Source organism: Paenibacillus sp. EPM92, from assembly GCF_016586185.1.
Taxonomy (GTDB): domain Bacteria; phylum Bacillota; class Bacilli; order Paenibacillales; family NBRC-103111; genus Paenibacillus_G; species Paenibacillus_G validus.
Map to the genome: position 1 here is coordinate 1 of NZ_BCPS01000092.1, position 20,464 is coordinate 20,464.

Consider the following 20,464-nt stretch of genomic DNA (forward strand, 5'->3'; position numbering starts at 1 on the left):
CCTTCGCCGCCCACGAGGTGCGGCCACAGCCTGACCGTGCCGGCGACTGCCGCGGCAGCGGGCTCCCCTGCGCCGCGGACCCAGTCCGGCCGGCCTGCCGACCACGCGGCGCGGCCGTCCGCCCGTTCCACCGGCTCCACCTCGAACGCCGGGTGCTCCGCGAGGAACGCGGCGATGATGTCTTCGTTCTCCTCCGGCGAGAACGTGCAGGTCGAATACACAAGCCGTCCGCCGGGGCGAAGCATACGCGCCGCTTGAGCGATGAGCGTATGCTGCATGGCGGCGTACTTGGCCGTCCAGGCCGGCTCCCACGCCTTGGCCATCTCCTCTTCCTTACGGAACATCCCCTCGCCGGAACAAGGCGCATCGACCAAGATTTTATCGAAATAGCCGGCAAACGCATCAACCAGCTTCGCCGGATCGTCATTCAGCACGACTGCATTGCGGACCCCGTTTAACTCGATATTTTTCACCAGCGCCTTTACCCGGTCCGGATGGATGTCGTTGGTCACGACAACCCCTTCACCCTGCAGCTTGGCGGCGATTTGCGTCGTCTTGCCGCCGGGAGCGGCGCATAAGTCGAGCACCCGGTCGCCCGGCTTCGGATCGAGCAGCTCGACCGGCGCCATCGCGCTCGGCTCCTGAATGTAGTACAGCCCTGCGTGATAATGCGGGTGCTTCCCCGGCCGGACTTCATCCGCAGATCCTTCCGTCTCCGAGCCGCCGCGAGGAGCAGCGCCTTGATAATAAAACCCCGTTTCCGCCCAAGGAATCGGACGCAGCCCGATCGGCGACAGCCTCTCGAACGCCGCGGGGGACAGCTTCAAGGTGTTCACGCGTAAGCCGTATAACCGCGCTTCGTCGTATGAAGCCAAAAAAGCTGGAAAATCCGCTTCCAGCAACCGTTCCATATGCTGCAAAAATACCGCAGGCAGATCGCGCCCTGTCATGTTTCGTTCAACCCGTTTCCGTCAATGTGGACATCCAGACCGGCCGTCGGGAGCCGCCTATCGGCTCTGGTCCCGACCCGGATGCCGGATGATTCCCATTGTACTTCGAATCCGATAGTCCCCGCAACCCGGGATGGTTCCGATGGGGGCAGGGGTCTGGTCAAGAAATTCGAAATTACACCCCATTTCGGGTATGATAGAAAGAGGTAGCTATTTGAACACATCGACAAGAAAGAGGGGGAACCATGAAAAAGCTTGCCATTTATTTATCCATCATCGTCGTTTTGTTCGGCGCGTTATTCGTGTTGAACCAGCAGTCCAATAAAGCCAAATTCGGCAAACACGCCGACAACGTGTACAAGATCGCGCCGGACAAGCTGCATCCGGAAACGGTGAAGCTGCTTGACGATCCAAACTATCAAAATATCATTCTGCCGGAGGACCTGGATAAAAAAATTGCGAATAAAGAAAGCTTCTATATTTATTACTTCGCTTCCACCTGCCCGCATTGCAAGGTGACGACGCCGATCCTGATGCCCGTGGCCAAAGAGCTGGGCGCCGACATCAAACAATTCAACCTCGAGGAGTTCAAAGACGGCTGGAAGCGATACGGCATCGAGTTCACACCGACCTTGATTTATTATAAAGAAGGCAAAGAAGTCGAGCGGCTCGTCGGCGAGCAAACGAAGGAAGCGCTGCAATCGTTCATCAGCAAGCACAAATCTTAAACCGGCCGGGAGCACGATGAAGCCCGGGTAGACGAATTATTCATACTAACGCTCTGCCGGGCGCACCCGAATAAGGCTGCACCGACGTCAAACGTCGGGTGCAGCCTTTCGTATGAGCAGGTCTAGCTGCTCGCGCTCGTATAATGCGCGACCGCATACCGCCAAAACATTCGCGAAAGCGCCAGGGCGATCAGCGCGACCAGCCCGCTGGCGATCACCTCCGTCCAGCCGATGCGTCCGACGATGGCGGCGGCGGGGAACGTCGTAATGAACGCCACCGGGAACACGTAGGTTAGGATGAACCGCAGCGCGCCCGGGTACACCGAAACGGGAAAACGCGCCGTCTCGAACGACGTCGTGAACAGGAACGATAAATTGTCGACCTTCACCGCCCAGAACGATACCGTCATCATCGCAATCCACAGCGAATACACGACCGCCAGCGCCGCAACGAATACCGCCGCGAACATCAGCAGCTCCCGCCAGCCGGGGGTATAGCCGATGCGCAGGAGCGCGAAGGCCACCATCCCGAAACCGAGCAAGACATCGGCCAGACGCCAAAATACAAGATGCCGAAAGCTTACGTAAAATTGGCTGTCGATCGGCTTCGTCAAGACGTAATCCAGCGTGCCTTTGCGAATATGGTCCACGAGCCGGCTCATGTTCGGCTGCAGGAAGAAATCGATAAAGCCGTGTACGGCGGTGAATACGCCGAGCAGCGCCAGCACCTCGTCGAACGACCAGCCGCCGATCTGCTGCGTCCGGTAAAAATAGAGCTGCACCGTCAGCACCGCCATCGCCAGACCGAACAGCGTATGCAGCACGTTGGCGGCGAAATTGGCCCGATACTCGAATTCTTCGACCAGACACGCCCGGAAAAACGATTGCAGCGTACGCCCGTATTTGCGCATCTCTCCTAACCTCCCGCCGCGGAGTATTTGGCCAGTCCCCGCTTCCACTGGATGCGGAAAATCACGATCAGCACCGCGATCCAGACCAGCTGCTGGACGAAGCCCTGCCCGATTAAATCCGGGCGTCCCGCCAGCTTGCCCGTCAGCAAATCGACGGGAAATCCGACCGTCGAATAGAACGGAAACCAGGAGGCGACCCAAACCAGCCCCTCCGGAAACATGGACAAGGGCGCGATGCGTCCCGCCAAGAACAAATGCAAGCCTTCATACAGCGCAAAGATCGACGTAGCCTTGTTCGTCCAGAACGCCAGCAAACCGAATTCGTAGCCGATCAAATAACGCAGCACGTTGGACCCGAGCAGCGCCAGCACGGCGAGCCCGATCATCCCCCCGTCTGCCGCAGGCCGCAGCACCGGCCATATCCACGCAAGCACGAGCCAGGACGGAACGAGCAGCGCCGCGAAAAACAGCTTGTAGACGATGTTTTGCGCAATGCTCCAATGCATCGGATGAAACGGGCGAAGCAGCTTGGCCGAGAACGTGCCCTGCCGGATTTCGCTGTCCAGCTCCCACACGTCCCACGACCGCGACAGCCTCTCGACAACGAGCACGCCGATAAAGTAAACGATATAATCGTTCGCGCCATAACCGCGGACGGTGCCGCCGCCGGCAATCGACAGCCATACCGAGAGGCTGACGATCGGCTGGACGAACGACCCAATCATCCAGATCAGGCTTTCGCTGCGATACGCCAGCATGACGGCCCATTCAACGCTCAGCAGCGCCGCATACTTCTGCCGGAACCGCAGCCAGGCTTCCCCGGCTGTGCGGGCGTCCGCCGCTTGCCCGAGACCCTTCTCCCGGCCGCTCATTCGCGCCCCACCTCCGACGTCTCGCGTTCCTCCTGCCGGTTTTCCTTGCGTAACGCGCCTGCCGAACCGCCTGCCGAACCGCCTGCCCCGTCCGTCTGCGCGAACGCTTGCCCGATCACCGTCTCCATCGACGGATCCTCGATCGTCAGATCGAGTACCGGAAAATCGGCCAGCAGCTTCGCGGACACGGCGGATACTTGCTCGCGCGGCACCTCGAACAGGGCGACCGGATAGTCGTCCAGCATCACGTTCGTCACCGCCGGCTCCCGGGCCAGCCTTGCCCGAATCGCTTCCGCCGAGCCGCCTTCGGCCAGCTGCAGCTTGATTCGCTTGCGGGGCGAATGCCGGTCGACCAGCTCGGCGATGCCGCCGTCGTACAAGAGCCGCCCGCCTCCGATGACCATGACGCGCTCGCACAGCGCCGTCACATCGCCCATATAGTGGCTCGTAAGCAGTACCGTCGCGCCGACGCTCCGGTTGTATTCCAAAATAAACCGGCGCACAACCTCCTGCATTTGTACATCGAGGCCAATCGTCGGTTCGTCCAAAAATAAAATGTCCGGCCGGTGCAGCAGCGACGCCGCGAGCTCGCACTTCATCCGTTCGCCGAGCGACAGCTGCCGCACCGGTTTATGCAGGACGCGCTCGAGCTCCAGCAGCTCGGCCAGCTCGCCGAGGCTTTTCCGGTACGTCTCGTCATCGATCTCGTAGATCGCTTTATTGACCAGGAAGCTGTCCGATGCCGGCACGTCCCAAATCAGCTGGCTTTTTTGCCCCATCACCAGGCTGATTCGGCGTTTGAACGCGTTCCGGTGCTCCTGCGGCTTGAACCCCGCCACCTCGACGCGTCCGGCCGTCGGATGCAGCAGCCCGGTCAGCACCTTCATCGTCGTCGTTTTCCCGGCGCCGTTCGGACCGAGAAAGCCCACAATTTGGCCCGCGGGAATATGGAAGCTGATGTCGTCGACCGCTTTCACCACCCGGTAGCTGCGGCTCACTAAACTGCGCAAAGACGCCAGTAGTCCGGGCTCCCTCTCGTGCACGCGATAATGCTTGGACAGGTGCTCCACATGAATCAACCGTCTCGTCCTCCTTCGAGCTTCGCTCTATACGCGCGCTGATTAGTCTTCCTCGTGTTCTTGCGGCGGATGCAGGCGGTATTCCTCTACGAGCGCATTCAGCTCCGGATCGAGAACGCGGATGTCAAGGTCATAGAAGGCGAATGGCTCCTCCGCGATCCGATGAAGCTTGCCCAGGTAGGCCCGGCTGTCCTGCCGCAGCGCCTCCAGATCGATGCCAAGCACCTCTCCCGGCTGCTGCTCAAGCTTCTCCAACGCCGCGGCGAACAGCTTCACCGCGCCCCCGTTATTGCCGTTCCGGTAATGATAAAGGCCTACCGCTACCTGCAGCAGGCCCTGATACAACGTGTCGCGTCCTTCCTCGAGCCAGAGCTCCTCCATCACCTCATGGCATTCGAAGTAATCCCTTGCGATGTTGAAATAGTACACGAACAGCACATACAACCGATCGTACTTCGCTGTCAAGATGAACCCTCCCCGATTTCGAGCCGATGCTAAGACAACGAGCTCTTTTTCGCCCGGCTGATCGCCTCTTCGATTTGATCGGACAATTCTTTCAATAACCACGTGTCGTTCGTATCCCACAGTTCATTGAAACGCAGCTGGAATTGAGCGGCCTCCCGCACCCGATGGTAAAAATACAACACCTGAATGTTGTTCAGCACCCGGTTGACGATATTGGAGTTGTCCTCGAACAGCTGCTGCGACTCCATGATCTCGTCGCGGATGCTGCTCATTTCCTGATCGAGCTTGTACGCCGCTTCCGCCGCTTTGCTGAGCCGGCTGACGACTTCCTCCGGCAAGCTTTCGCGGTATTTGTAGTTGAGCGAATGCTCAATCGTCGCCCAGAAGTTCATCGCCAGCGTACGCAGCTGAATTTCCGCCAGCACCCGCTTCATGCCGAGCGACGTCTGCACCGGATACTCCACAATCATGTGATAGCTGCGGTAGCCGCTTGGCTTTTTGTTCGTGATATAGTCTTTTTCATACACTAACGTCATATCCTGACGGGCGCGGATCAGCTCCGCCAATTGCCCGATATCTTCGACGAATTGACACATGATGCGGATCCCGGCAATATCCTCGATGCCGGTCTCGATTTGTTCCATCGGCACGTTAAGCCGCTTCGCTTTTTCCAATATGCTGGAAACCCGCTTCACGCGGCCGGTCACAAATTCAATCGGGGAATACTCTTCGCGGCTTTTCAATTCGCTTCGCAGCGTCTTGAATTTGACCTTCAATTCTTCGACCGTCTGCTCGTATGGCAGAAGGAATTTTTTCCAATCGCGACCATCCATCCGTAATCCTCCCTATCTTCCCGTATGCGCCGAGCCGACCGCCTCCGAAATATGCTTGAAGCCGTCCTGCCGCAGCAGCTGCCGCAAGCCGCGGTTGATTCGTTTCACCAATGCAGGTCCTTCATAAATGAGCGCCGTATACACTTCGACCAGGCTGGCTCCCGCGCGAATTTTCGCATAGGCGTCTTCCGCTGTAAATATGCCCCCCGACCCGATAATCGGCAGCTTGCCTTCGGTTAAGCGGTACACGGTCCCGATCAGTTCCGTCGACTTGCCCGTCAACGGCCTGCCGCTCAGTCCGCCGGTTTCGCCGCGGTTCGCATTCGCCAGGCCGTCGCGCGAGATCGTCGTGTTGGACACGATGATGCCCGACACGTTGCTGCGCAAAATCGTCGCCGCCGTATACTCGACTTCCTCCGGCGTCAAGTCCGGCGCAATCTTGACGAGCACCGGCTTCTCCCGGCCGCCGAACTTCGCATGCATGGTGTCCATCTCGTCCTTGACGGCGGCGAGCAGACGCGACAAGTCGTCGCCGTGCTGCAGATTGCGCAGATCCGGCGTGTTCGGCGAGCTGATATTCACCACGAAAAAATCGCCGTAGCCATACAGGGCCTGAATGCATGCGCGGTAATCCTCGTGGGCTTGTTCGTTCGGCGTCGCTTTGTTCTTGCCTATATTAATCGCCAGCGGAATCGTCCGCTTTCCTTGATTCCGCAAATTGCGCTTCATGCCCTCGATGCCGACGTTGTTGAAGCCCATCCGGTTGATCAGCGCCCCGTCCTCGGGCAGCCGGAACAGCCGCGGCAGCGGATTGCCCTCCTGGGGCTTCGGGGTCACTGTCCCGACCTCCATGAAGCCGAAGCCGATGCTGGAAAAGCCCGGAACCGCCTTGCCGTTCTTGTCCAAGCCTGCGGCAAGGCCCACCGGGTTCGTAAACTTGATGTTCCAAAGCTCCGTCTCCAGCTCCGGGTAAACGCCGACGCCCCATACAGCCTGCAGCAGCCGCCGTCCTCCCGGTATTTTACCGAACGTATGCAGCCCGTCGATCGTGAGATGGTGCGCCTTCTCCGGGTCCATTCGGAACAGCACCGGTTTGGCTATCGATTTGTACAACATGCTTCTCGCCCTCTTCCCGTCCGTCTCTTGCTGACGATAACTCTCTCTAGATGACAGTTTATCGTTTTACGGCGGAAAAATAAAGAGGACAACCCAACAAAACCCTGACGCTGCAGCGGTTACAATATGGTAGAATATGCTTAAACCTATCGGAAGGCAGGGCTGATGTCGATGTCCAAAAAGAAAATTACTCCGTACGCAAAGCGCAAAGCGAAAGAAGAGCCGAACAAAAAGCTGATCATCTGGGTCGCCTCCGTCCTTGGCCTCATTATTGTCGGCATGTCGGTCCTTCTCATTGTAAACAGTTGAAGCGCTCGATAGTAATCATTTTTCCATGAGCGCCGAATAAAGTCAGCCCGAAGGAGAAAGCATCCTTCGGGCCTTTTCGGGCTATTTATTTTTGGTCTCCTGCAGGATCGCAACCAGCCTCCTCACCTATTTCTCAATCCTGCCGCCGACTCTCATAGCCGCGGCGGGAAAAATTAAGTTTGCGTTCTCCCGGCTTACCGCCATCATATGACTCCTAAGAAAAAAGGCCAACCAGAAATTTGGCTGACCTAATAATACGAAATAAAGTATTTTCTTAGCGCTTAGAATAATTTAGTGGTTTGTCTGAAGAACTACATGCTACACGCGTATGTAACGGGAGTCATACCTGAGTTGTTCTCGGGGTTATTTATAATACACTCTTATGTTTTATCTCGCAGGAGTTTTTGTCAAACTACTTTCTAACATATCTATAATGAAAAGGAATCGCTCCGCTTCCCGAAATACATGGTCTGCCAGCAGGGGATGAATAATACTCTTTATACGACAAGACTCGATTAATTCTTTAGCCGTCTTTTTAAAATCGCGAAGAGATTTTACGGAAATTCGATTCTGGTCAAGGAATTGGTCTAGTAAAGGAACTGTCTGGGATTGAGGTCGCATGGATTCTAAATCTCTTGCTTGAAAGAGCAATTGGTCGAAATCTTGACTAAAGTTACGTGATTGTTCAACTAACTGCCGTTCAGAGGGGTCCAGTAAATGTCCAATAAATTTTGCATGGTCAGCCATTATCCTTAAGAAAAATACATTTTCATTAATGATTGCATCGGGTAAAGGATCTAATCTTCCAGTATTAAGTTCTTCCAATCTGTTTCTAAAGTAAAATGCTTCTCTACTCGTGTGGTCGACCAACAATGGAAAGTTATTGGCTCCTGGAAGTTGGCAACTTAAAATTAATCCTAACACTTTTCTTTTAAAAGCCCATATATGGGAAGCCGCATTGTGCACTTCTACATTGAATCTTTTGATTACTTCAGGGTCTGTTTCAGGTGTAAATGTGTTTGACCTTCTTTCAATTTCCTCAAACACCGCGTAAAAGTGATTCGCCTCATTTATTAACTGGGTGTCATCGCAACGAAACCCTAATTTCAGAAAAAGTGAATGTTCCTTCATTATACGTGACCAAAACCGAACTTCGTCTAAAGAACGCATAACGAATCCATTGGACATAGCTGCACCTCCATTTCACTCCATGATTAAATATTATGGACTTTGAAAGGAAGTATGCTCAAATAATGGATGCATGCGGTCTGTTTCAGCATTGACTTCCTTGACAGATGCATTCGTGAAAAAATGCGCCGCTTCCTGAATATGAATTCCGTTACGATGAGTGTTACATCGCTTGAGTAAAGGGGTGATGATGTACCGCTTTAATCTGCGCTGCTTGCGCAGGTACGGCGTCAGGCTCCCGCATCAGTTCGTGAATATAGGCATGAATGGATCTGAAAGCTTCAGTGGCATCCTCGCCTTCTACGTTCACGCTCAAGGTTTGGTCGCATTTCATCGTTAAGAATAAGGAGACGACCTGGGAAGACACCTTCCCGTTAATATACATCTGCTTTTTACCAAACAAGATGCTGCTTTTATAACCGTTCGCTATGTCCGCAAGCCTGATTAAAGATTCTATGGCAACCGGAATGGCTGCATCCCACTTCCATTCAATGTTCATCGTCAAATCCCTTCCTTTCTTCGTGAGAAAAATAAAGAGACATGCCCCCTCATCAGGTGAACATGTCTCCAGTTGACCGGAAGAATCGTTCCTTTTTGCTGCCTAAGCCTAAGGCTTATAGATCCAATCGTTAAGATTAAAGTCTTTCTTGATGATGCCGTTATCGAACAAATATTTTTTGGTTCCTTCCAGAAGTTTCAGACTGTCCGCTGAAAAATCCTCGACTTGCCACTGGCTAATATCGAAGGATGCTTTAACTACATCCAGCGGGAATTCGGAGGACTCGGCATACAGCTTATAGAATTCATCGGCATTGGACTGAATTTCTTTTGCTGCCTTTTGCCGCACTCCGTTCCATACTTGCACGAAGCCAGGGTTCCTGGAAAGGTAGTCTTCACTCGCCACCGTCACGCTCGAGCCCCGAAGATCCGGATGGCTCTTTGCTTCATCTATCGCTTTATAGCCTTTGCTGATAATCAAAGGGCCGAACCCTGTCGGGTAAGCATAAGCTTCAATATCCCCTCGCGCCAAAGCCGCTTCGCCGTCAGCAGGGAGTAAGTGAACGACCTTTATGTCTTTATCCAAACCCTTTTCCTGCAGCAATCCTTTCAGGTAACGGCTCATGTAGGAGCCATCGGCTGTAGCGATTTTTTTGCCTTTCAAATCCTCCACCTTTTGAGGTCCATCCGCTTTAGCCACAAGCCAGGCATTCATACCGGACTGGGTAATGTTAATCAGTTTCGTCTTCAAGCCGACCGCTCTGGCATTAATTGCCGGCGTATCGCCGTAAATTCCGACATCCAGAGCACCCGAGGCGAGAGCTTCATTCAAGTTCGGTCCGTTAGGAAAAGATTTCACCGAAACATCGGTGACGCCGTATTTTTTGAGTTCGGATTCCAGGTAGCCTTTTTTCTGCGCCCAGCCTTCTACCCCCGTGATGGTACCTTTGTTGTTAGGGGAAATATACCCGATACGAAGCTTCGGTTCAAGCGTCGTCTTCGCTTCGGATGTCTGGCCTGCTCCCTGCGCCGGGGCGGCTGCATCGCCTGCTGCCGGTTGCTTGGAGCCTGAAGTCCCGCATCCGGAGAGAGCCCAGGCAAATACAGATGTAAGGAGTAATGCAGTTAAAGTCCAATGCTTGCGGGATGAATTCATAGTAATGCCCCCTGTCTGTCTAGTTTAATAAGGTTGTGCCTGGTTTAGTGCCTGTGCATGCGTCGAAATATAAGATAAGAACCGTCATCCGCCGCCGTTGATTTGGCGCCCCGGGTCCAGCCCAAGTTGGTACGGTAGCTGCCCAGCTGTCCGCTTTCGATCAGTGCGGACTCGTTGAACTCCGCTTCCTGCTCGGCAAATGGCGATACGAACAAAGCATCCGTAGGGCAGTACAATTCGCACATAAAGCAGCTTTGGCAGTCGGATTTTCTGGCGATAGCAGGAACGCCGCCGTCTTCGGTTGCCGGATCGAATACATTCGTCGGGCAGACGGACACGCACTGGTTGCAGTTGACGCAGCGGTCTTGGCTTAAGATTTCAATCATTAGATGACAGCCTCCTTCTTGGTGAATGTGGAATGGATACCGGAGTGGGCGGCACCGGCATCCTGATCGGATAACGGTCGAACCCAGAGCTGATCCAAACCGCCGCTTAGCAGGCGATAATGCTGCTTGGTATCGGACCCGGGAAAATCTTCGCGACGGTGCATCCCTCTCGTCTCCTGACGCGCTGATGCGCTTGTAAACATCCAACGGGCCGTCGCAGTCATTGCCGCCGCTTCCCGGACCCGAACGGTATTGCCGTCCCCGGCCTGAAGTCCGCTTTTCACTTCATTCCAGACGCGCTCGAGCCGCTGAAGCCCTCCTTCAAGCCCTGCTCCTGTGCGGAACCAGTTCCGGTCGTAAGGGAACACCTCGTCCTGTACGGCCTTCACGATCTCACTCGTATCCGGTCCTCCCTTGCGCTCCGCCGGTTGTGTCGGGATGCCGGTTCGTTCCGAGAGCCCTTGCGCACTGCGGCTGGCGGCATGCGCTCCCAATTTCAAGGCATAGCGTGCCGCTCCCTCACCGGACCAATAGCCGGAGGACATCGCCCAAGCCGCATTATGGCTGCCTCCGCCGGTAAACCCGCCGCAGATGAGCTCACGTGTCGCCGCATCCCCGGCAGCATACAATCCAGGTACCTTGGTCGCGCAGCTTTCATCGATAATATGGATGCCGCCCGTTCCGCGAACCGTTCCTTCAAAGCGAAGCGTAACCGGAAATTTTTGCGTGAACGGATCGATTCCGAGTCGGTCGAAAGAAAGGAAAAAGTTCGGCTGTGCCTTGCGCATCGCCTCTTTCAGCTCATCGTCGGCCTTATCCAATCGGGCGTACACGGGCTGGGTGAGCAGCGTCCGCGCGATCACCGAGCGGCCTCGCTGCGACCCTGCGCCTTCGATCACCCGGCCGTCTTCGTAATAGAAGGTAGCCCAGGTGTAGAAGGCCGACTTCGTCACCGGAGAGAATGCAGGACACAGAGAGTACGCGGTAGAGAATTCCATGCCCGAGAAATCGGCCCCCGCTTCAGCGGCCAACAAATAGCCGTCCCCGGTTAATACATTCGTCCCTAAGGCTTTGCTTAAAAATGCGCAGCCGCCGGTCGCGATCACGACGGCTGAAGCATCGACCCGCCACGTTTCCTTCGTTTGAATGTTCGTTCCCGTCGCTCCGGCCACACCATGCTCATCCGCGAGGAGCTCCAAAGCCGGACTGTGATCGAGGATCTTCACTCCCGCCTTCTGCACCTGTCTGCGCATCAGCTTCATATATTCCGGCCCTTGCAGACTTTGGCGCTGAGACAGCCCCGCTTCGTCGACAGGAAATGGGTAGCCCCAATCCGCAATCTGGTTCGTATTGGCAAAGGTACGGTCAAGCACCCGCTGCATCCAGCCGCGATCGGCCAAATAGCCCCCCAGCGCTTCACGGCTTTTCATTGCGCTTTCCCGCTCCTCAGGATTCGGATTCACATACCAAACACCTGTGCCGGATGGAGCCGTAGCGCCGCTCGTTCCGCAATAGCCTTTATCGACTAATACAACCTTCGCACCTTCTCTAGCTGCTGTTACCGCCGCCCAGGTCCCCGATGGACCTCCGCCGATTACCAACACATCTGCGTTCAGATTCACATCATATCGACTCATTGTTTTCCCCGCCTTTATAGAGTATGGATTTATCAAATCGAAAACGAAAGCTCCCGTTGGGCTTCTATTGCGCCTGGCTCCTTCAAGAGCAAGCGATCCAAAATCACCTTCTCAAAATAGGCAAATCCACTGTCGCGTTCTCTCGGACGCGGGAGTGTAATTTTCACATCCATCGCGATCTTCCCGCTCTCAATGAGCACTACGCGGTCCGCCAATGCTACCGCTTCGCTCACATCATGCGTGACGAGCAAAACGGTAAATCTTTGCTCGCTCCACAACCGTTCAATCAACTGCTGCATTTCGATTCGCGTCAACGCATCCAGGGCGCCTAGCGGCTCATCGAGCAGGAGCAATCTCGGGCTTCCGGCCAAAGCACGTGCCAACGCTACGCGCTGCCGCTGACCGCCTGACAGGACCGCTGGCCATGCACCGGCTCTTTCCTCCAAGCCCACTTGCTTCAGCGCTTCATGCGCCAGCTTCTTGTCGCCGGACTTCACGCCGATGCGGACGTTATCGACCGCCTTCCTCCAGGGAAGAAGCCGGGAATCCTGAAACAGTACCCGGATATCGGGATGGATGCCCTTCGTTGCGTTGCCTTCGATCATAATCAGACCGTCCGACGGCTTCTCCAAGCCGGCTACCAAGCGAAGCAGCGTGCTTTTGCCGCATCCGCTCCTGCCAACGATCGCGACGAATTCACCGGGTTCCGCCTGAAAGTTAATATCTGTAAGCACCTCTGTTGTACCAAATGTTATGCCCAAATTACGAGTATGCAGCTTAACGCCGCCTTCTTTGACCGTCATGTCCATGACCTACCCTTCACGCTTTTTTCACGTAGTTATGATGCCATTGAAGCCACCGCCGCTCGAGGAATTTCGCCGCAAGATCGGATAACTTGCCGAGCAGCGCGTACAAGATCACGCACAGCACGACGACGTCCATTCGCATATACTCCCTGGCGTGGGAAGCCATATAGCCGATCCCGGAATCGGCAGCAATCGTCTCCGCGACAATCAGCGTGATCCACATGATGCCTAGCGAGAACCGGACACCGAGCAAAATATTGGATAGCGCACCGGGCAATATCACTTGGGTGAATAAGGAAACTCCGTTTAACCCGTAAACCCGTCCCATCTCGATGAGTCCCGGATCTACCGAGCGTATGCCATGAAATGTATTCAGATAAATCGGAAATGCCACCCCGAGAGCTACCAGAAACAATTTGGACGTTTCGCCAATACCGAACCACATAATAACCAAGGGAATAAGCGCCAGATGAGGAATCGTGCGCAGCATCTGGACCGAAGTATCAATAAACCGTTCGGCTACAGGGAAAATGCCGTTTAATAATCCAATGAAGAAAGCAACGCTTCCTCCGATCAGAAAGCCTAAGAACGCCCTCTGCGTGCTGGCACCTACATATTCCAGCAGCGTGCCGTCCTTGACCACCTCGACAAGCGCTTGCACGACTTCCAGAGGCGTTGGCAGTATGCGTTGAGATAAAACGCCTGCAGCGCCGAACGCCTGCCAAGCTGCCAGCATCAGTACAGGCAAAACCCAAGGCTGCCAGAATGTTGCGAATTTTCGTTTGGACATGGGGAATCCCTCTCTTTTTGTGAAGTGGAGTTGGTTGACGGATGATTCGAATGATGAAACAAAAACAAAAGAGACCCCCTACCTTCTTCAAAAATGAAAAAGGTGGAAGTCTCCTCTTTGCCGGGTAGACTGGCCATACCATCCTATTTGTAAACAATTCATATATATTTACTCGGATTAATGTTGTTGATTTACTATAGCACCTCATTCCAAGGATCGTCAATACGCTGCTTTCATTTTATCAAAATGATAACAACCGGCTCCAACTGGATTTCAATACATGAAGCCCGCAGGAAGAAATGTTTCCGTCGGGCTTCTGCATGGTTTATATTTGTTGCTCATCCGGTCTTCCCGCGCTATACATGTTTGTTACAAGACTGTCGGCGTATCGTCCAATCCTCACACTTATTTCAGCACGCATGTAGTCTCTGGTGATTGTAAAACTATCTTCATGCTCACGGCAGATATATCGGTAGCGAATCATCCGATCATCTTTTTCCTCTTCAAACACACGGATGTTTTTTTCCAACAAGTATTTTTTTACTTTCGACAAGTCTACATGAATGTTTTGGGCCAGAACCTGAGCCGCTTTAGAATAGAGCAATCTCAAGGTTTCGGAGGAGCGTTCCACTTCCCGAGCCTTTCTTATAATAATCGAATGCATGATGGGCAATAACACATAATCTCTCATCATGTTGATTTCTTCCGTTGTCGGACGACTATGTTGAACTGATTTATCGTTGAGTCTGTTCTGAAATGCCTCTTTATGTTGCGGAAGCATCATCCGGCTGGATTCCCACAGCCCGTTCTTTTCAAGCTTTTTGCTCATTTATAATGCCCTCCGATTTTCATCGACCTATCCGCCGCTTGCCCGGCAGCGGTAAGCGATGAAGCTCTTACGATTGCGGCGCTGCCATATCGATTTTTTATACTATCCGTAGCTTTCTCCAAGGCTCTGGACTTTACCTGATCCTCAAAGAGGGTAAGCTGGTAATCCTGATCGTCCATTAACTGGCTTAATGTCACACCGACACGACGCACGGGCATTTTATTCCAGAATTTATAAAAAAGCATTTTTACGGTTTCAAATACGGTATTGGTGTGGTTAGTAGGGTCCTGCATCTTCATTTGGCGCGAGAATCCGGTCGGTGCTTCGTAGGGACTGCACATGCAGCTGACCGTGACTACAGAGCCCATATATCCTTTACGACGGCAGTCGCGGCATACCTCCTCTGTGAGCTCCAGTAAAATGGTGTTCACTTCCCACGTCTCCACATAGTCTCTAGGTAAAGTCATCATATGGCCGACTGATTTTGGCGGCGTGTTGAATGTTCCGGGTGTAACCGGGCTATCATCCAGACCGTTCGCCGTCCGCCACATCACCTCTGCATGAATATCCGATTGCTTGCCAAAGCGAGCACGAAATTTATCTTTAAGACGCGGCAGCGGCGTTCTGGCAATATCGCCGATGGTGTGCATTCCAAGACGAGCAAAATGTGCCGTCATACGTGAACCGACACCGAACATCTTATTTACGGGTTGTGGCCATAGCAAAGTCTCGACTTCTGTTTTTGACAAGGTAAAGATGCCACTTTCATTCTTCTTTGCCCATATATCCGTCGCGATTTTAGCAAGTATTTTATTAGAACTGATGCCTACTCTAACCCATACTCCGGTTTGACTAAGAACCTTTTGCTGAATAGATTTAGCGATCGTTTCAGGATCTCCAAAGATAGGCAAGCTTGCAGAAACATCCAAAAACTGCTCATCAATACTGAATATCTCAACAAGATCCGTAAACTCCTCATAAATCTTCGTAATCATCAGTGAGACATCAATGTAATGCTGCATCCGGGGACGCATGACAACGAGCTCCGGACACTTGATAAGGGCTTCGCCCAACCGTTCCGCCGTAGTCACCCCGAAGCTTTTCGCGATGGGACAGGCAGCCAGAATAATACCTGAGCGGCGTGCCGGATCACCGGCAACAGCAACGGGTTTATTTTTACATTCAGGATGATCCGCCTTCTCTACGCTGGCGTAAAAGCTCTGGCAATCCGCTAGAAAAATAGTCCTTTCGCTGTTCTCGCTCATCTTATCTGCCTCCGTAAGTTCATAAGCATGGTCATGAGCTCAGCCTTTATCAAACTCCTCAGCATGTTGAAATGATGAACGTAGCCGCGGACTTTGTATTCTACCTGAATACCCTGCGCATTCATTTCTGTACTCAAAACTTTAATATTTTGTTGAATCATCTTACTTTTAATGCTCTGCAATTTTGAATAAATGGAATCTTCAACTTCCCTAAGATAAAAAATGACATGACGGAAAACAATTTTGTCCTGATACATTTTTAACGTATCCATATCTCTGGCTAACATATCCAGCAAAATGGGCAGCAAGGTGTAGTCCTTGATGATTTGAATATCTTCTTCGGTTTCAATACTTGGATTAACACTCATACATCCACCACCATCATGCGAACATATATTCTCGTTTCACATTATACACCGAACACTTGTTCTTTATGCAAGTGAATTTTTTGGAAATCGATTCTTCCCTCAGCCATGCAAAAAAAAACAGGTTACCGGCAGGCACCTGTCCTTTGCAATATTTTCGTACTCCATCTCTGCGGCTCAAATTTACGATCACGCCATCATCGTTGAACGGAACGCCAAAAGCGAGGGGAACGTCGTCTAATCGAGCCATTTATACACCTTGTTCGGGTTCGTATCGTCGGCTTGAGCGGGCAGCTTCAACGGGGTCGCGCTGACGGACGTGGCGGCAGGCAGCAAGCCGCGGCCGATCGTCACCTTCGTACCGAGCGGCGCCATGTCGAACAGCTCCTCCACGTCTGTCTGGCGCATCCGGACGCAGCCGAGCGACTGATCCTTGCCGATGCTCTTCGGCTTGTTCGTCCCGTGAATCGCGTATAACGTATCGGACAGCGTCATCCCTCGGCTGCCGAAATCGCCGTCTGATTGGCCGTTCGGATTGCGCACCTTCTCCGAAATAACGAAGCTCCCTTCCGGCGTCCGCGAACCGCCGAGACCGACCGGGTATTCGCGCACGACAATGCTGCCGCTCACGACCGCCAGCCGGTGAGCCGTTTTGTCTATCTTAATTTCAAGCGGCTCGGCGAGCGGTTGAATCAATCCCTCGGGAAGCTCACCGGGTGGCGTCTGACCTTGCGAAGATCCGCCCGCCTGCGCGGCTGAGCGCTCGTTCCAGCCCTGCATCTCTTGCGCTATAGCCGCCGAGTCGCGTGCGAACAGCTCCGACATATAAGGCGTCAACCCGGGCAGCACGTTGTCCGGATACGACGCCGTCAATTGCGAAGCTTCCGTAGGCGCTTGTCCGGTGCGCCGGATGTAGGCTGCCACCGCCGAGCGAAGCACGGCCTGCTGCTCCTGATGAGACATCCATGCCGCTACGACGCCGTCCGCCCGCTGAGCGTCGCTCGGCTCGCATTGACAGCTTTCCGCGTCGTGGTACAAAATTTGCTGCCGCGAAGCGTCAGACTCCGCCTCCACCGACAAGAGCGTCTCCGGCTTTCGCAGCCATTCGATCCAGGTCGAATCGCTGAGCGGGATGCCGCGCACCAGGATGCCGAAGCTTCTCACCCGTTCGAGCAGCAGCATGTGCTGCAGCGCTTGGCCGATCGTCTCCGGCGTTTTGGTCCCGGCCAAATAGTACACCCGGGTCGCCTGAATTTGCGCCGGCGTGACGTCCGCAGGGACGACGGCCGCAGGCTGCGCCAGCTCCTCCACCGTTCGCGTCTGCAGGCCGGGCGCCGAGAGCAGCGCAGCTCCGAGCGCAAGCATCGCTACGGCGAGACGCATGAACCGAATCCCCCAGCGGCGAGACGCCCGAGGCGGCTTCGACGGCCCGGGCGAAGCCGCCTCCTCCGCGGGCAGCACGACCTTCTGCTCTTCATAGGCCTCGTACACCTCGCCGGCTTGCGCATAGCAGTACAGCGCCTTGCCCTGCTTGCCTTGCTCCTCATACTCCCGGCCGAGCAAGTACCAGGCCATTTTATTATCGGGATGCTCCCGGACGTATTTTTTCAAATATTGCGGATCCTGTTTAAAAAACTGCTGCAGTTGTTCGTCGGAATCTTTCGTTCTCACGAACTCCCCCTCGCTTTCCACCCTTCTCCCCTATAATATCGGCCGGCGGCTTTTAATTGTGAAGGTGAAGGGGAGCCGCGGAAGCAGCGCCAAAAACCGCTCTGCAGCGGTTTCAGCTTCTTCTTGCCTTATTCATGAAGCGCTCCCTCTTACCTCTCCTCGAGGCTTGACGATGAACGCAGTACCGTTCCCGTGCGAAGCTTCTCTCGCATGACCGCCTCAAAGGCATCGACGATCTCGGGGTCGAAATGGGTCCCCTTGCAGCGTATAATTTCCGACATGCCTTCCTCGTAGCTGCGCCCTCGCGCGTAAGGACGGTCCGTCGTCATCGCGTCGAAAGCGTCGGCCACGGCGACGATTCGCGCGAAGAACGGAATTTGATCCCCGCGCAAGCCGTCGGGGTACCCCGAGCCGTTCATCTTCTCATGATGATATTTGGCAACCTGAGTCGCCTGAAGCATACGTTCTTCCGGCTCCATCTTGGACAAGATGCGGGCGCCGATCGTCGTATGCGCGATCATCTCCTGAAACTCCTCGTCGTTCAAGCTTTCCGCTTTCAGCAGAATACGATCGGGTACGCCGATCTTGCCGATGTCGTGCATCAACGCGGCGCGGTGGAAATGCTTGCATTCTTCCTCGGATATTCCAAGCTTCCGTGCGATCCACAACGAGTACAACGCAACGCGGGACGAATGCCCGGCCGTATAAGGATCGCGTGAATCCAGCGCCAATACGAGCGAATGAATCAAATTCATCGAGAACGGATGGTCCGGTTCCGCACCGCCGCGATTTAATTCGGATGCCGATTCCAGCAGCAGCTCCAAGTCACGGTTTCTTTTTTCCAATTGTTCGATACGCTTCAGCAACCGCTCTCGTTCGTCCGGCAAGCCGTTCACCTCTGTTCTTTGACGTCTGAATGTACATGTAATCTTAATCGAAAAGACCTATTCTGTGAAGAAAGTAAAGTCGCTCTCTCTACAGAATAAGCCTTGTTCCGTTCAGCGGCAATTATTTGCCAGTTGTCCGCAAGATGGCGGTGCGTGTCTTAGAATCCCATTCAACATCCAAGCCAATTTCTTCGGCGAAGAAACGAACCGGCACATAAGTGCGGTCTTGTTTGATATAAGGGGCGGCATCCGTGCTTTTCTCGACGCCCGCTTGGCCCTGCTCGATTCGTTTCACGCCGGTGCGGTCGATGTAAAGCTCAATCGTTACGCCGTCTTTACTCAGCTGGACGGCTCTCGCCGCATCGTCGAACGTTACGTTGTAACCGAGCGCTTCCGTGATCGCCCGAACAGGAACCATCGTCCGTCCGTTCCCGATTTCGGGCAGCGCATCAAACTCGATCCACTTGTCATCGAGAACGACCTTCACGTTCGTATCGTCCGGCAGGTTGGCGGGAAGCCGGAAAGGACGGATTTGACGAATTTTATTGTTGTAAGCGTCCGAAACAAGCAGACTGCCGTCTTCCAGCACGGCGACGTCCGTCGGACGATGCAGCTGCGCATAGCCTTCGATGCCGTCGGCCTCGCCCGTCGTTTGATCCGGCGCGCCGGCAAGCGTCGATACTTGACCGTCGAGCAAATAACGGATCGAATGGTTTTGGCTGTCGGCGATGACCACGCCGCCTTCTTCCGTAACCGACAAGCCCAGCGGGAAGTTAAACGCCGCGTTCAACGCCTCCCCGTCGGCAAAGCCGCCCGGGACATACAGATCCTTGAGCGCTTCCGCTTTGCCGCTGCCGGCTGCCGTTGTGACGGTGCCTTGCTGCAGATCGATATAACGGATACGCTGATTGCCCGCGTCGCTGACGTACAGGTTGCCCTTGCCATCCAAAGCCAGCCCGCTCGGCTCGTTAAACTTGGCCTGAGCCAAAGCTCCGTCGGCGAAATCTCCCGCCGGCGCCGCTTGCCCTGGAGAAACCTCGACCGCCCGTCCGGATGCCGCATTTAACGTCGTCACTTGACCGCTTGGCGAAATGCTGCGAATCGCATGATTCAGCGTATCGGCTACATAAACGGTACCGTCAGCCGCGACGGCGACATCCAGCGGACTGTTGAAACGCGCCTTGGATCCCGGCCCGTCTTCCTTGCCCAGAACGCCGTCCCCGGCAATCGTGCTGACGTTGCCGGACGGATCGATTTTGCGGATCGAGTGATTGCCGGTATCCGCGACGTATACATTGCCTTGCGCGTCGGTCGCGATTCCCTGCGGGCCGGAGAACAGCGACAAGTCGCTTGCGCCGTCCAATCGCCCGCCGATCGGGAACCCTTTAGCGTCCATTTCGTAATAAATGCCGGCGTACGGGGTAACCAGCCCGCTGTAGATTTTGCGAATTTGATGATTGCGCGAATCGCTGAAAAGAACCGCTCCGTCCGGCTTGACGGCAATACCTGCCGGAAGCCGGAATTGCGCCGCATTCGTCCTGCCGTTGACGTTGCCCATATCCCCCGTTCCGGCGTATGTCGTCACTTGGAGCAATAGTTGATGATCCGCTCCCCGGAGACCGTCCGCGTACAAGCCCGCTGCAGACGCTCCGGTACCTCCGGCGATAACGGATGCGAGGATGGACAAGGCGATGATTTTCATGGCTTTATTCATGAGGTGCTC

22 protein-coding genes are annotated in these 20,464 nt (G+C 54.4%); 2 read left to right on the forward strand and 20 right to left on the reverse strand.

The genetic code is table 11. The annotated features are described in order from the left end of the window. On the reverse strand, nt 1-950 hold a 950-nt coding region (locus JMF85_RS23010; RefSeq protein WP_201318985.1), incomplete at its 3' end, for an RsmB/NOP family class I SAM-dependent RNA methyltransferase. A 245-nt stretch (nt 951-1,195) separates the two neighbouring features. On the opposite strand from JMF85_RS23010, the gene JMF85_RS23015 reads away from it, so the two are divergent. Then, nucleotides 1,196-1,678: a thioredoxin family protein gene (locus JMF85_RS23015; RefSeq protein WP_127606064.1), complete on the forward strand. Its 483-nt coding sequence runs from the start codon at nt 1,196-1,198 to the stop codon at nt 1,676-1,678. A 122-nt stretch (nt 1,679-1,800) separates the two neighbouring features. Here JMF85_RS23015 and JMF85_RS23020 read toward each other — a convergent pair whose 3' ends face one another. Genes JMF85_RS23020 through JMF85_RS23045 form a run of 6 tightly spaced genes read right to left on the reverse strand, consistent with a single transcriptional unit; the run spans nt 1,801 to nt 6,954 of the window. Continuing rightward, nucleotides 1,801-2,589 (reverse strand): ABC transporter permease, encoded by a 789-nt coding sequence (locus JMF85_RS23020; protein WP_054796844.1) that lies wholly within the window; start codon nt 2,587-2,589, stop codon nt 1,801-1,803. A 5-nt stretch (nt 2,590-2,594) separates the two neighbouring features. Continuing rightward, nucleotides 2,595-3,461 (reverse strand): ABC transporter permease, encoded by an 867-nt coding sequence (locus JMF85_RS23025; protein WP_155614734.1) that lies wholly within the window; start codon nt 3,459-3,461, stop codon nt 2,595-2,597. Next, on the reverse strand, nt 3,458-4,540 hold the full coding sequence (locus JMF85_RS23030) for an ABC transporter ATP-binding protein (protein WP_201318986.1): 1,083 nt from the start codon (nt 4,538-4,540) through the stop codon (nt 3,458-3,460). The genes JMF85_RS23025 and JMF85_RS23030 overlap by 4 nt, the downstream gene beginning before the upstream one ends. A 42-nt stretch (nt 4,541-4,582) precedes the next feature. Continuing rightward, nucleotides 4,583-5,005: a DUF309 domain-containing protein gene (locus tag JMF85_RS23035; RefSeq protein WP_236595961.1), complete on the reverse strand. Its 423-nt coding sequence runs from the start codon at nt 5,003-5,005 to the stop codon at nt 4,583-4,585. A 29-nt stretch (nt 5,006-5,034) separates the two neighbouring features. Further along, nucleotides 5,035-5,838: a GTP diphosphokinase gene (gene yjbM / locus JMF85_RS23040; protein ID WP_127606070.1), complete on the reverse strand. Its 804-nt coding sequence runs from the start codon at nt 5,836-5,838 to the stop codon at nt 5,035-5,037. Between the two features lie 12 nt (nt 5,839-5,850). Continuing rightward, entirely contained in the window at nt 5,851-6,954 is a 1,104-nt protein-coding gene (locus JMF85_RS23045; protein ID WP_201318987.1) for a quinone-dependent dihydroorotate dehydrogenase, read from the reverse strand. A 165-nt stretch (nt 6,955-7,119) separates the two neighbouring features. Here JMF85_RS23045 and JMF85_RS23050 point away from each other — a divergent pair, with 165 nt between their 5' ends. Further along, nucleotides 7,120-7,263 (forward strand): hypothetical protein, encoded by a 144-nt coding sequence (locus tag JMF85_RS23050; RefSeq protein ID WP_164751750.1) that lies wholly within the window; start codon nt 7,120-7,122, stop codon nt 7,261-7,263. A gap of 387 nt (nt 7,264-7,650) precedes the next feature. Here the strand turns inward: JMF85_RS23050 and JMF85_RS23055 are convergent, their stop codons facing one another. The 13 genes from JMF85_RS23055 to JMF85_RS23115 all read right to left on the reverse strand — a co-directional run bounded on the left by JMF85_RS23055 (nt 7,651) and on the right by JMF85_RS23115 (nt 20,455). Then, on the reverse strand, nt 7,651-8,451 hold the full coding sequence (locus tag JMF85_RS23055; RefSeq protein ID WP_127606076.1) for a DUF2935 domain-containing protein: 801 nt from the start codon (nt 8,449-8,451) through the stop codon (nt 7,651-7,653). 163 nt (nt 8,452-8,614) lie between these two features. Continuing rightward, nucleotides 8,615-8,950, reverse strand: a complete 336-nt coding sequence (locus JMF85_RS23060; RefSeq protein ID WP_054799247.1) for an HPr family phosphocarrier protein — start codon at nt 8,948-8,950, stop codon at nt 8,615-8,617. 108 nt (nt 8,951-9,058) lie between these two features. After that, nucleotides 9,059-10,105, reverse strand: a complete 1,047-nt coding sequence (locus JMF85_RS23065; protein ID WP_127606078.1) for an ABC transporter substrate-binding protein — start codon at nt 10,103-10,105, stop codon at nt 9,059-9,061. Nucleotides 10,106-10,149: 44 nt separating this feature from the next. Continuing rightward, on the reverse strand, nt 10,150-10,491 hold the full coding sequence (locus JMF85_RS23070; protein ID WP_054796837.1) for a 4Fe-4S dicluster domain-containing protein: 342 nt from the start codon (nt 10,489-10,491) through the stop codon (nt 10,150-10,152). Beyond that, a complete protein-coding gene (locus JMF85_RS23075; protein WP_155614737.1) occupies nt 10,491-12,128 on the reverse strand; it encodes an FAD-dependent oxidoreductase in 1,638 nt (545 codons plus the stop codon). Before JMF85_RS23075 ends, JMF85_RS23070 begins: the two co-directional genes overlap by 1 nt. A 32-nt stretch (nt 12,129-12,160) precedes the next feature. After that, nucleotides 12,161-12,931, reverse strand: coding sequence for an ATP-binding cassette domain-containing protein (locus JMF85_RS23080; protein ID WP_054796836.1), 771 nt, complete (start codon nt 12,929-12,931; stop codon nt 12,161-12,163). A 16-nt stretch (nt 12,932-12,947) separates the two neighbouring features. Next, the gene (locus tag JMF85_RS23085) at nt 12,948-13,724 is read right to left on the reverse strand and encodes an ABC transporter permease subunit (RefSeq protein WP_141333797.1); all 777 of its coding nucleotides are present in this window, start codon (nt 13,722-13,724) and stop codon (nt 12,948-12,950) included. Between the two features lie 325 nt (nt 13,725-14,049). Continuing rightward, entirely contained in the window at nt 14,050-14,553 is a 504-nt protein-coding gene (locus tag JMF85_RS23090) for a YhjD family protein (protein WP_155614738.1), read from the reverse strand. Further along, nucleotides 14,550-15,818, reverse strand: a complete 1,269-nt coding sequence (locus JMF85_RS23095) for a DNA polymerase IV (RefSeq protein WP_127606086.1) — start codon at nt 15,816-15,818, stop codon at nt 14,550-14,552. Before JMF85_RS23095 ends, JMF85_RS23090 begins: the two co-directional genes overlap by 4 nt. Continuing rightward, nucleotides 15,815-16,186, reverse strand: a complete 372-nt coding sequence (locus tag JMF85_RS23100; protein WP_127606089.1) for a YhjD family protein — start codon at nt 16,184-16,186, stop codon at nt 15,815-15,817. Before JMF85_RS23100 ends, JMF85_RS23095 begins: the two co-directional genes overlap by 4 nt. A gap of 234 nt (nt 16,187-16,420) precedes the next feature. Next, nucleotides 16,421-17,854, reverse strand: a complete 1,434-nt coding sequence (locus tag JMF85_RS23105; RefSeq protein ID WP_164751752.1) for a L,D-transpeptidase family protein — start codon at nt 17,852-17,854, stop codon at nt 16,421-16,423. Between the two features lie 149 nt (nt 17,855-18,003). Further along, nucleotides 18,004-18,741 (reverse strand): HD-GYP domain-containing protein, encoded by a 738-nt coding sequence (locus JMF85_RS23110; protein ID WP_127606091.1) that lies wholly within the window; start codon nt 18,739-18,741, stop codon nt 18,004-18,006. Nucleotides 18,742-18,862: 121 nt separating this feature from the next. Next, nucleotides 18,863-20,455, reverse strand: a complete 1,593-nt coding sequence (locus JMF85_RS23115) for a stalk domain-containing protein (protein WP_201318988.1) — start codon at nt 20,453-20,455, stop codon at nt 18,863-18,865. Nucleotides 20,456-20,464: the final 9 nt, after the last annotated feature.

Excerpts from the sequence above, each read along its gene's own strand:
- JMF85_RS23015 (WP_127606064.1), top strand. The coding sequence starts at position 1,196 with ATGAAAAAGCTTGCCATTTATTTATCCATCATCGTCGTTTTGTTCGGC.
- JMF85_RS23020 (WP_054796844.1), bottom strand. The coding sequence starts at position 2,589 with ATGCGCAAATACGGGCGTACGCTGCAATCGTTTTTCCGGGCGTGTCTG.
- JMF85_RS23025 (WP_155614734.1), bottom strand. The coding sequence starts at position 3,461 with ATGAGCGGCCGGGAGAAGGGTCTCGGGCAAGCGGCGGACGCCCGCACA.
- yjbM (WP_127606070.1), bottom strand. The coding sequence starts at position 5,838 with ATGGATGGTCGCGATTGGAAAAAATTCCTTCTGCCATACGAGCAGACG.
- JMF85_RS23045 (WP_201318987.1), bottom strand. The coding sequence starts at position 6,954 with ATGTTGTACAAATCGATAGCCAAACCGGTGCTGTTCCGAATGGACCCG.
- JMF85_RS23050 (WP_164751750.1), top strand. The coding sequence starts at position 7,120 with ATGTCGATGTCCAAAAAGAAAATTACTCCGTACGCAAAGCGCAAAGCG.
- JMF85_RS23055 (WP_127606076.1), bottom strand. The coding sequence starts at position 8,451 with ATGTCCAATGGATTCGTTATGCGTTCTTTAGACGAAGTTCGGTTTTGG.
- JMF85_RS23060 (WP_054799247.1), bottom strand. The coding sequence starts at position 8,950 with ATGAACATTGAATGGAAGTGGGATGCAGCCATTCCGGTTGCCATAGAA.
- JMF85_RS23065 (WP_127606078.1), bottom strand. The coding sequence starts at position 10,105 with ATGAATTCATCCCGCAAGCATTGGACTTTAACTGCATTACTCCTTACA.
- JMF85_RS23070 (WP_054796837.1), bottom strand. The coding sequence starts at position 10,491 with ATGATTGAAATCTTAAGCCAAGACCGCTGCGTCAACTGCAACCAGTGC.
- JMF85_RS23075 (WP_155614737.1), bottom strand. The coding sequence starts at position 12,128 with ATGAGTCGATATGATGTGAATCTGAACGCAGATGTGTTGGTAATCGGC.
- JMF85_RS23080 (WP_054796836.1), bottom strand. The coding sequence starts at position 12,931 with ATGACGGTCAAAGAAGGCGGCGTTAAGCTGCATACTCGTAATTTGGGC.
- JMF85_RS23085 (WP_141333797.1), bottom strand. The coding sequence starts at position 13,724 with ATGTCCAAACGAAAATTCGCAACATTCTGGCAGCCTTGGGTTTTGCCT.
- JMF85_RS23090 (WP_155614738.1), bottom strand. The coding sequence starts at position 14,553 with ATGAGCAAAAAGCTTGAAAAGAACGGGCTGTGGGAATCCAGCCGGATG.
- JMF85_RS23095 (WP_127606086.1), bottom strand. The coding sequence starts at position 15,818 with ATGAGCGAGAACAGCGAAAGGACTATTTTTCTAGCGGATTGCCAGAGC.
- JMF85_RS23100 (WP_127606089.1), bottom strand. The coding sequence starts at position 16,186 with ATGAGTGTTAATCCAAGTATTGAAACCGAAGAAGATATTCAAATCATC.
- JMF85_RS23115 (WP_201318988.1), bottom strand. The coding sequence starts at position 20,455 with ATGAATAAAGCCATGAAAATCATCGCCTTGTCCATCCTCGCATCCGTT.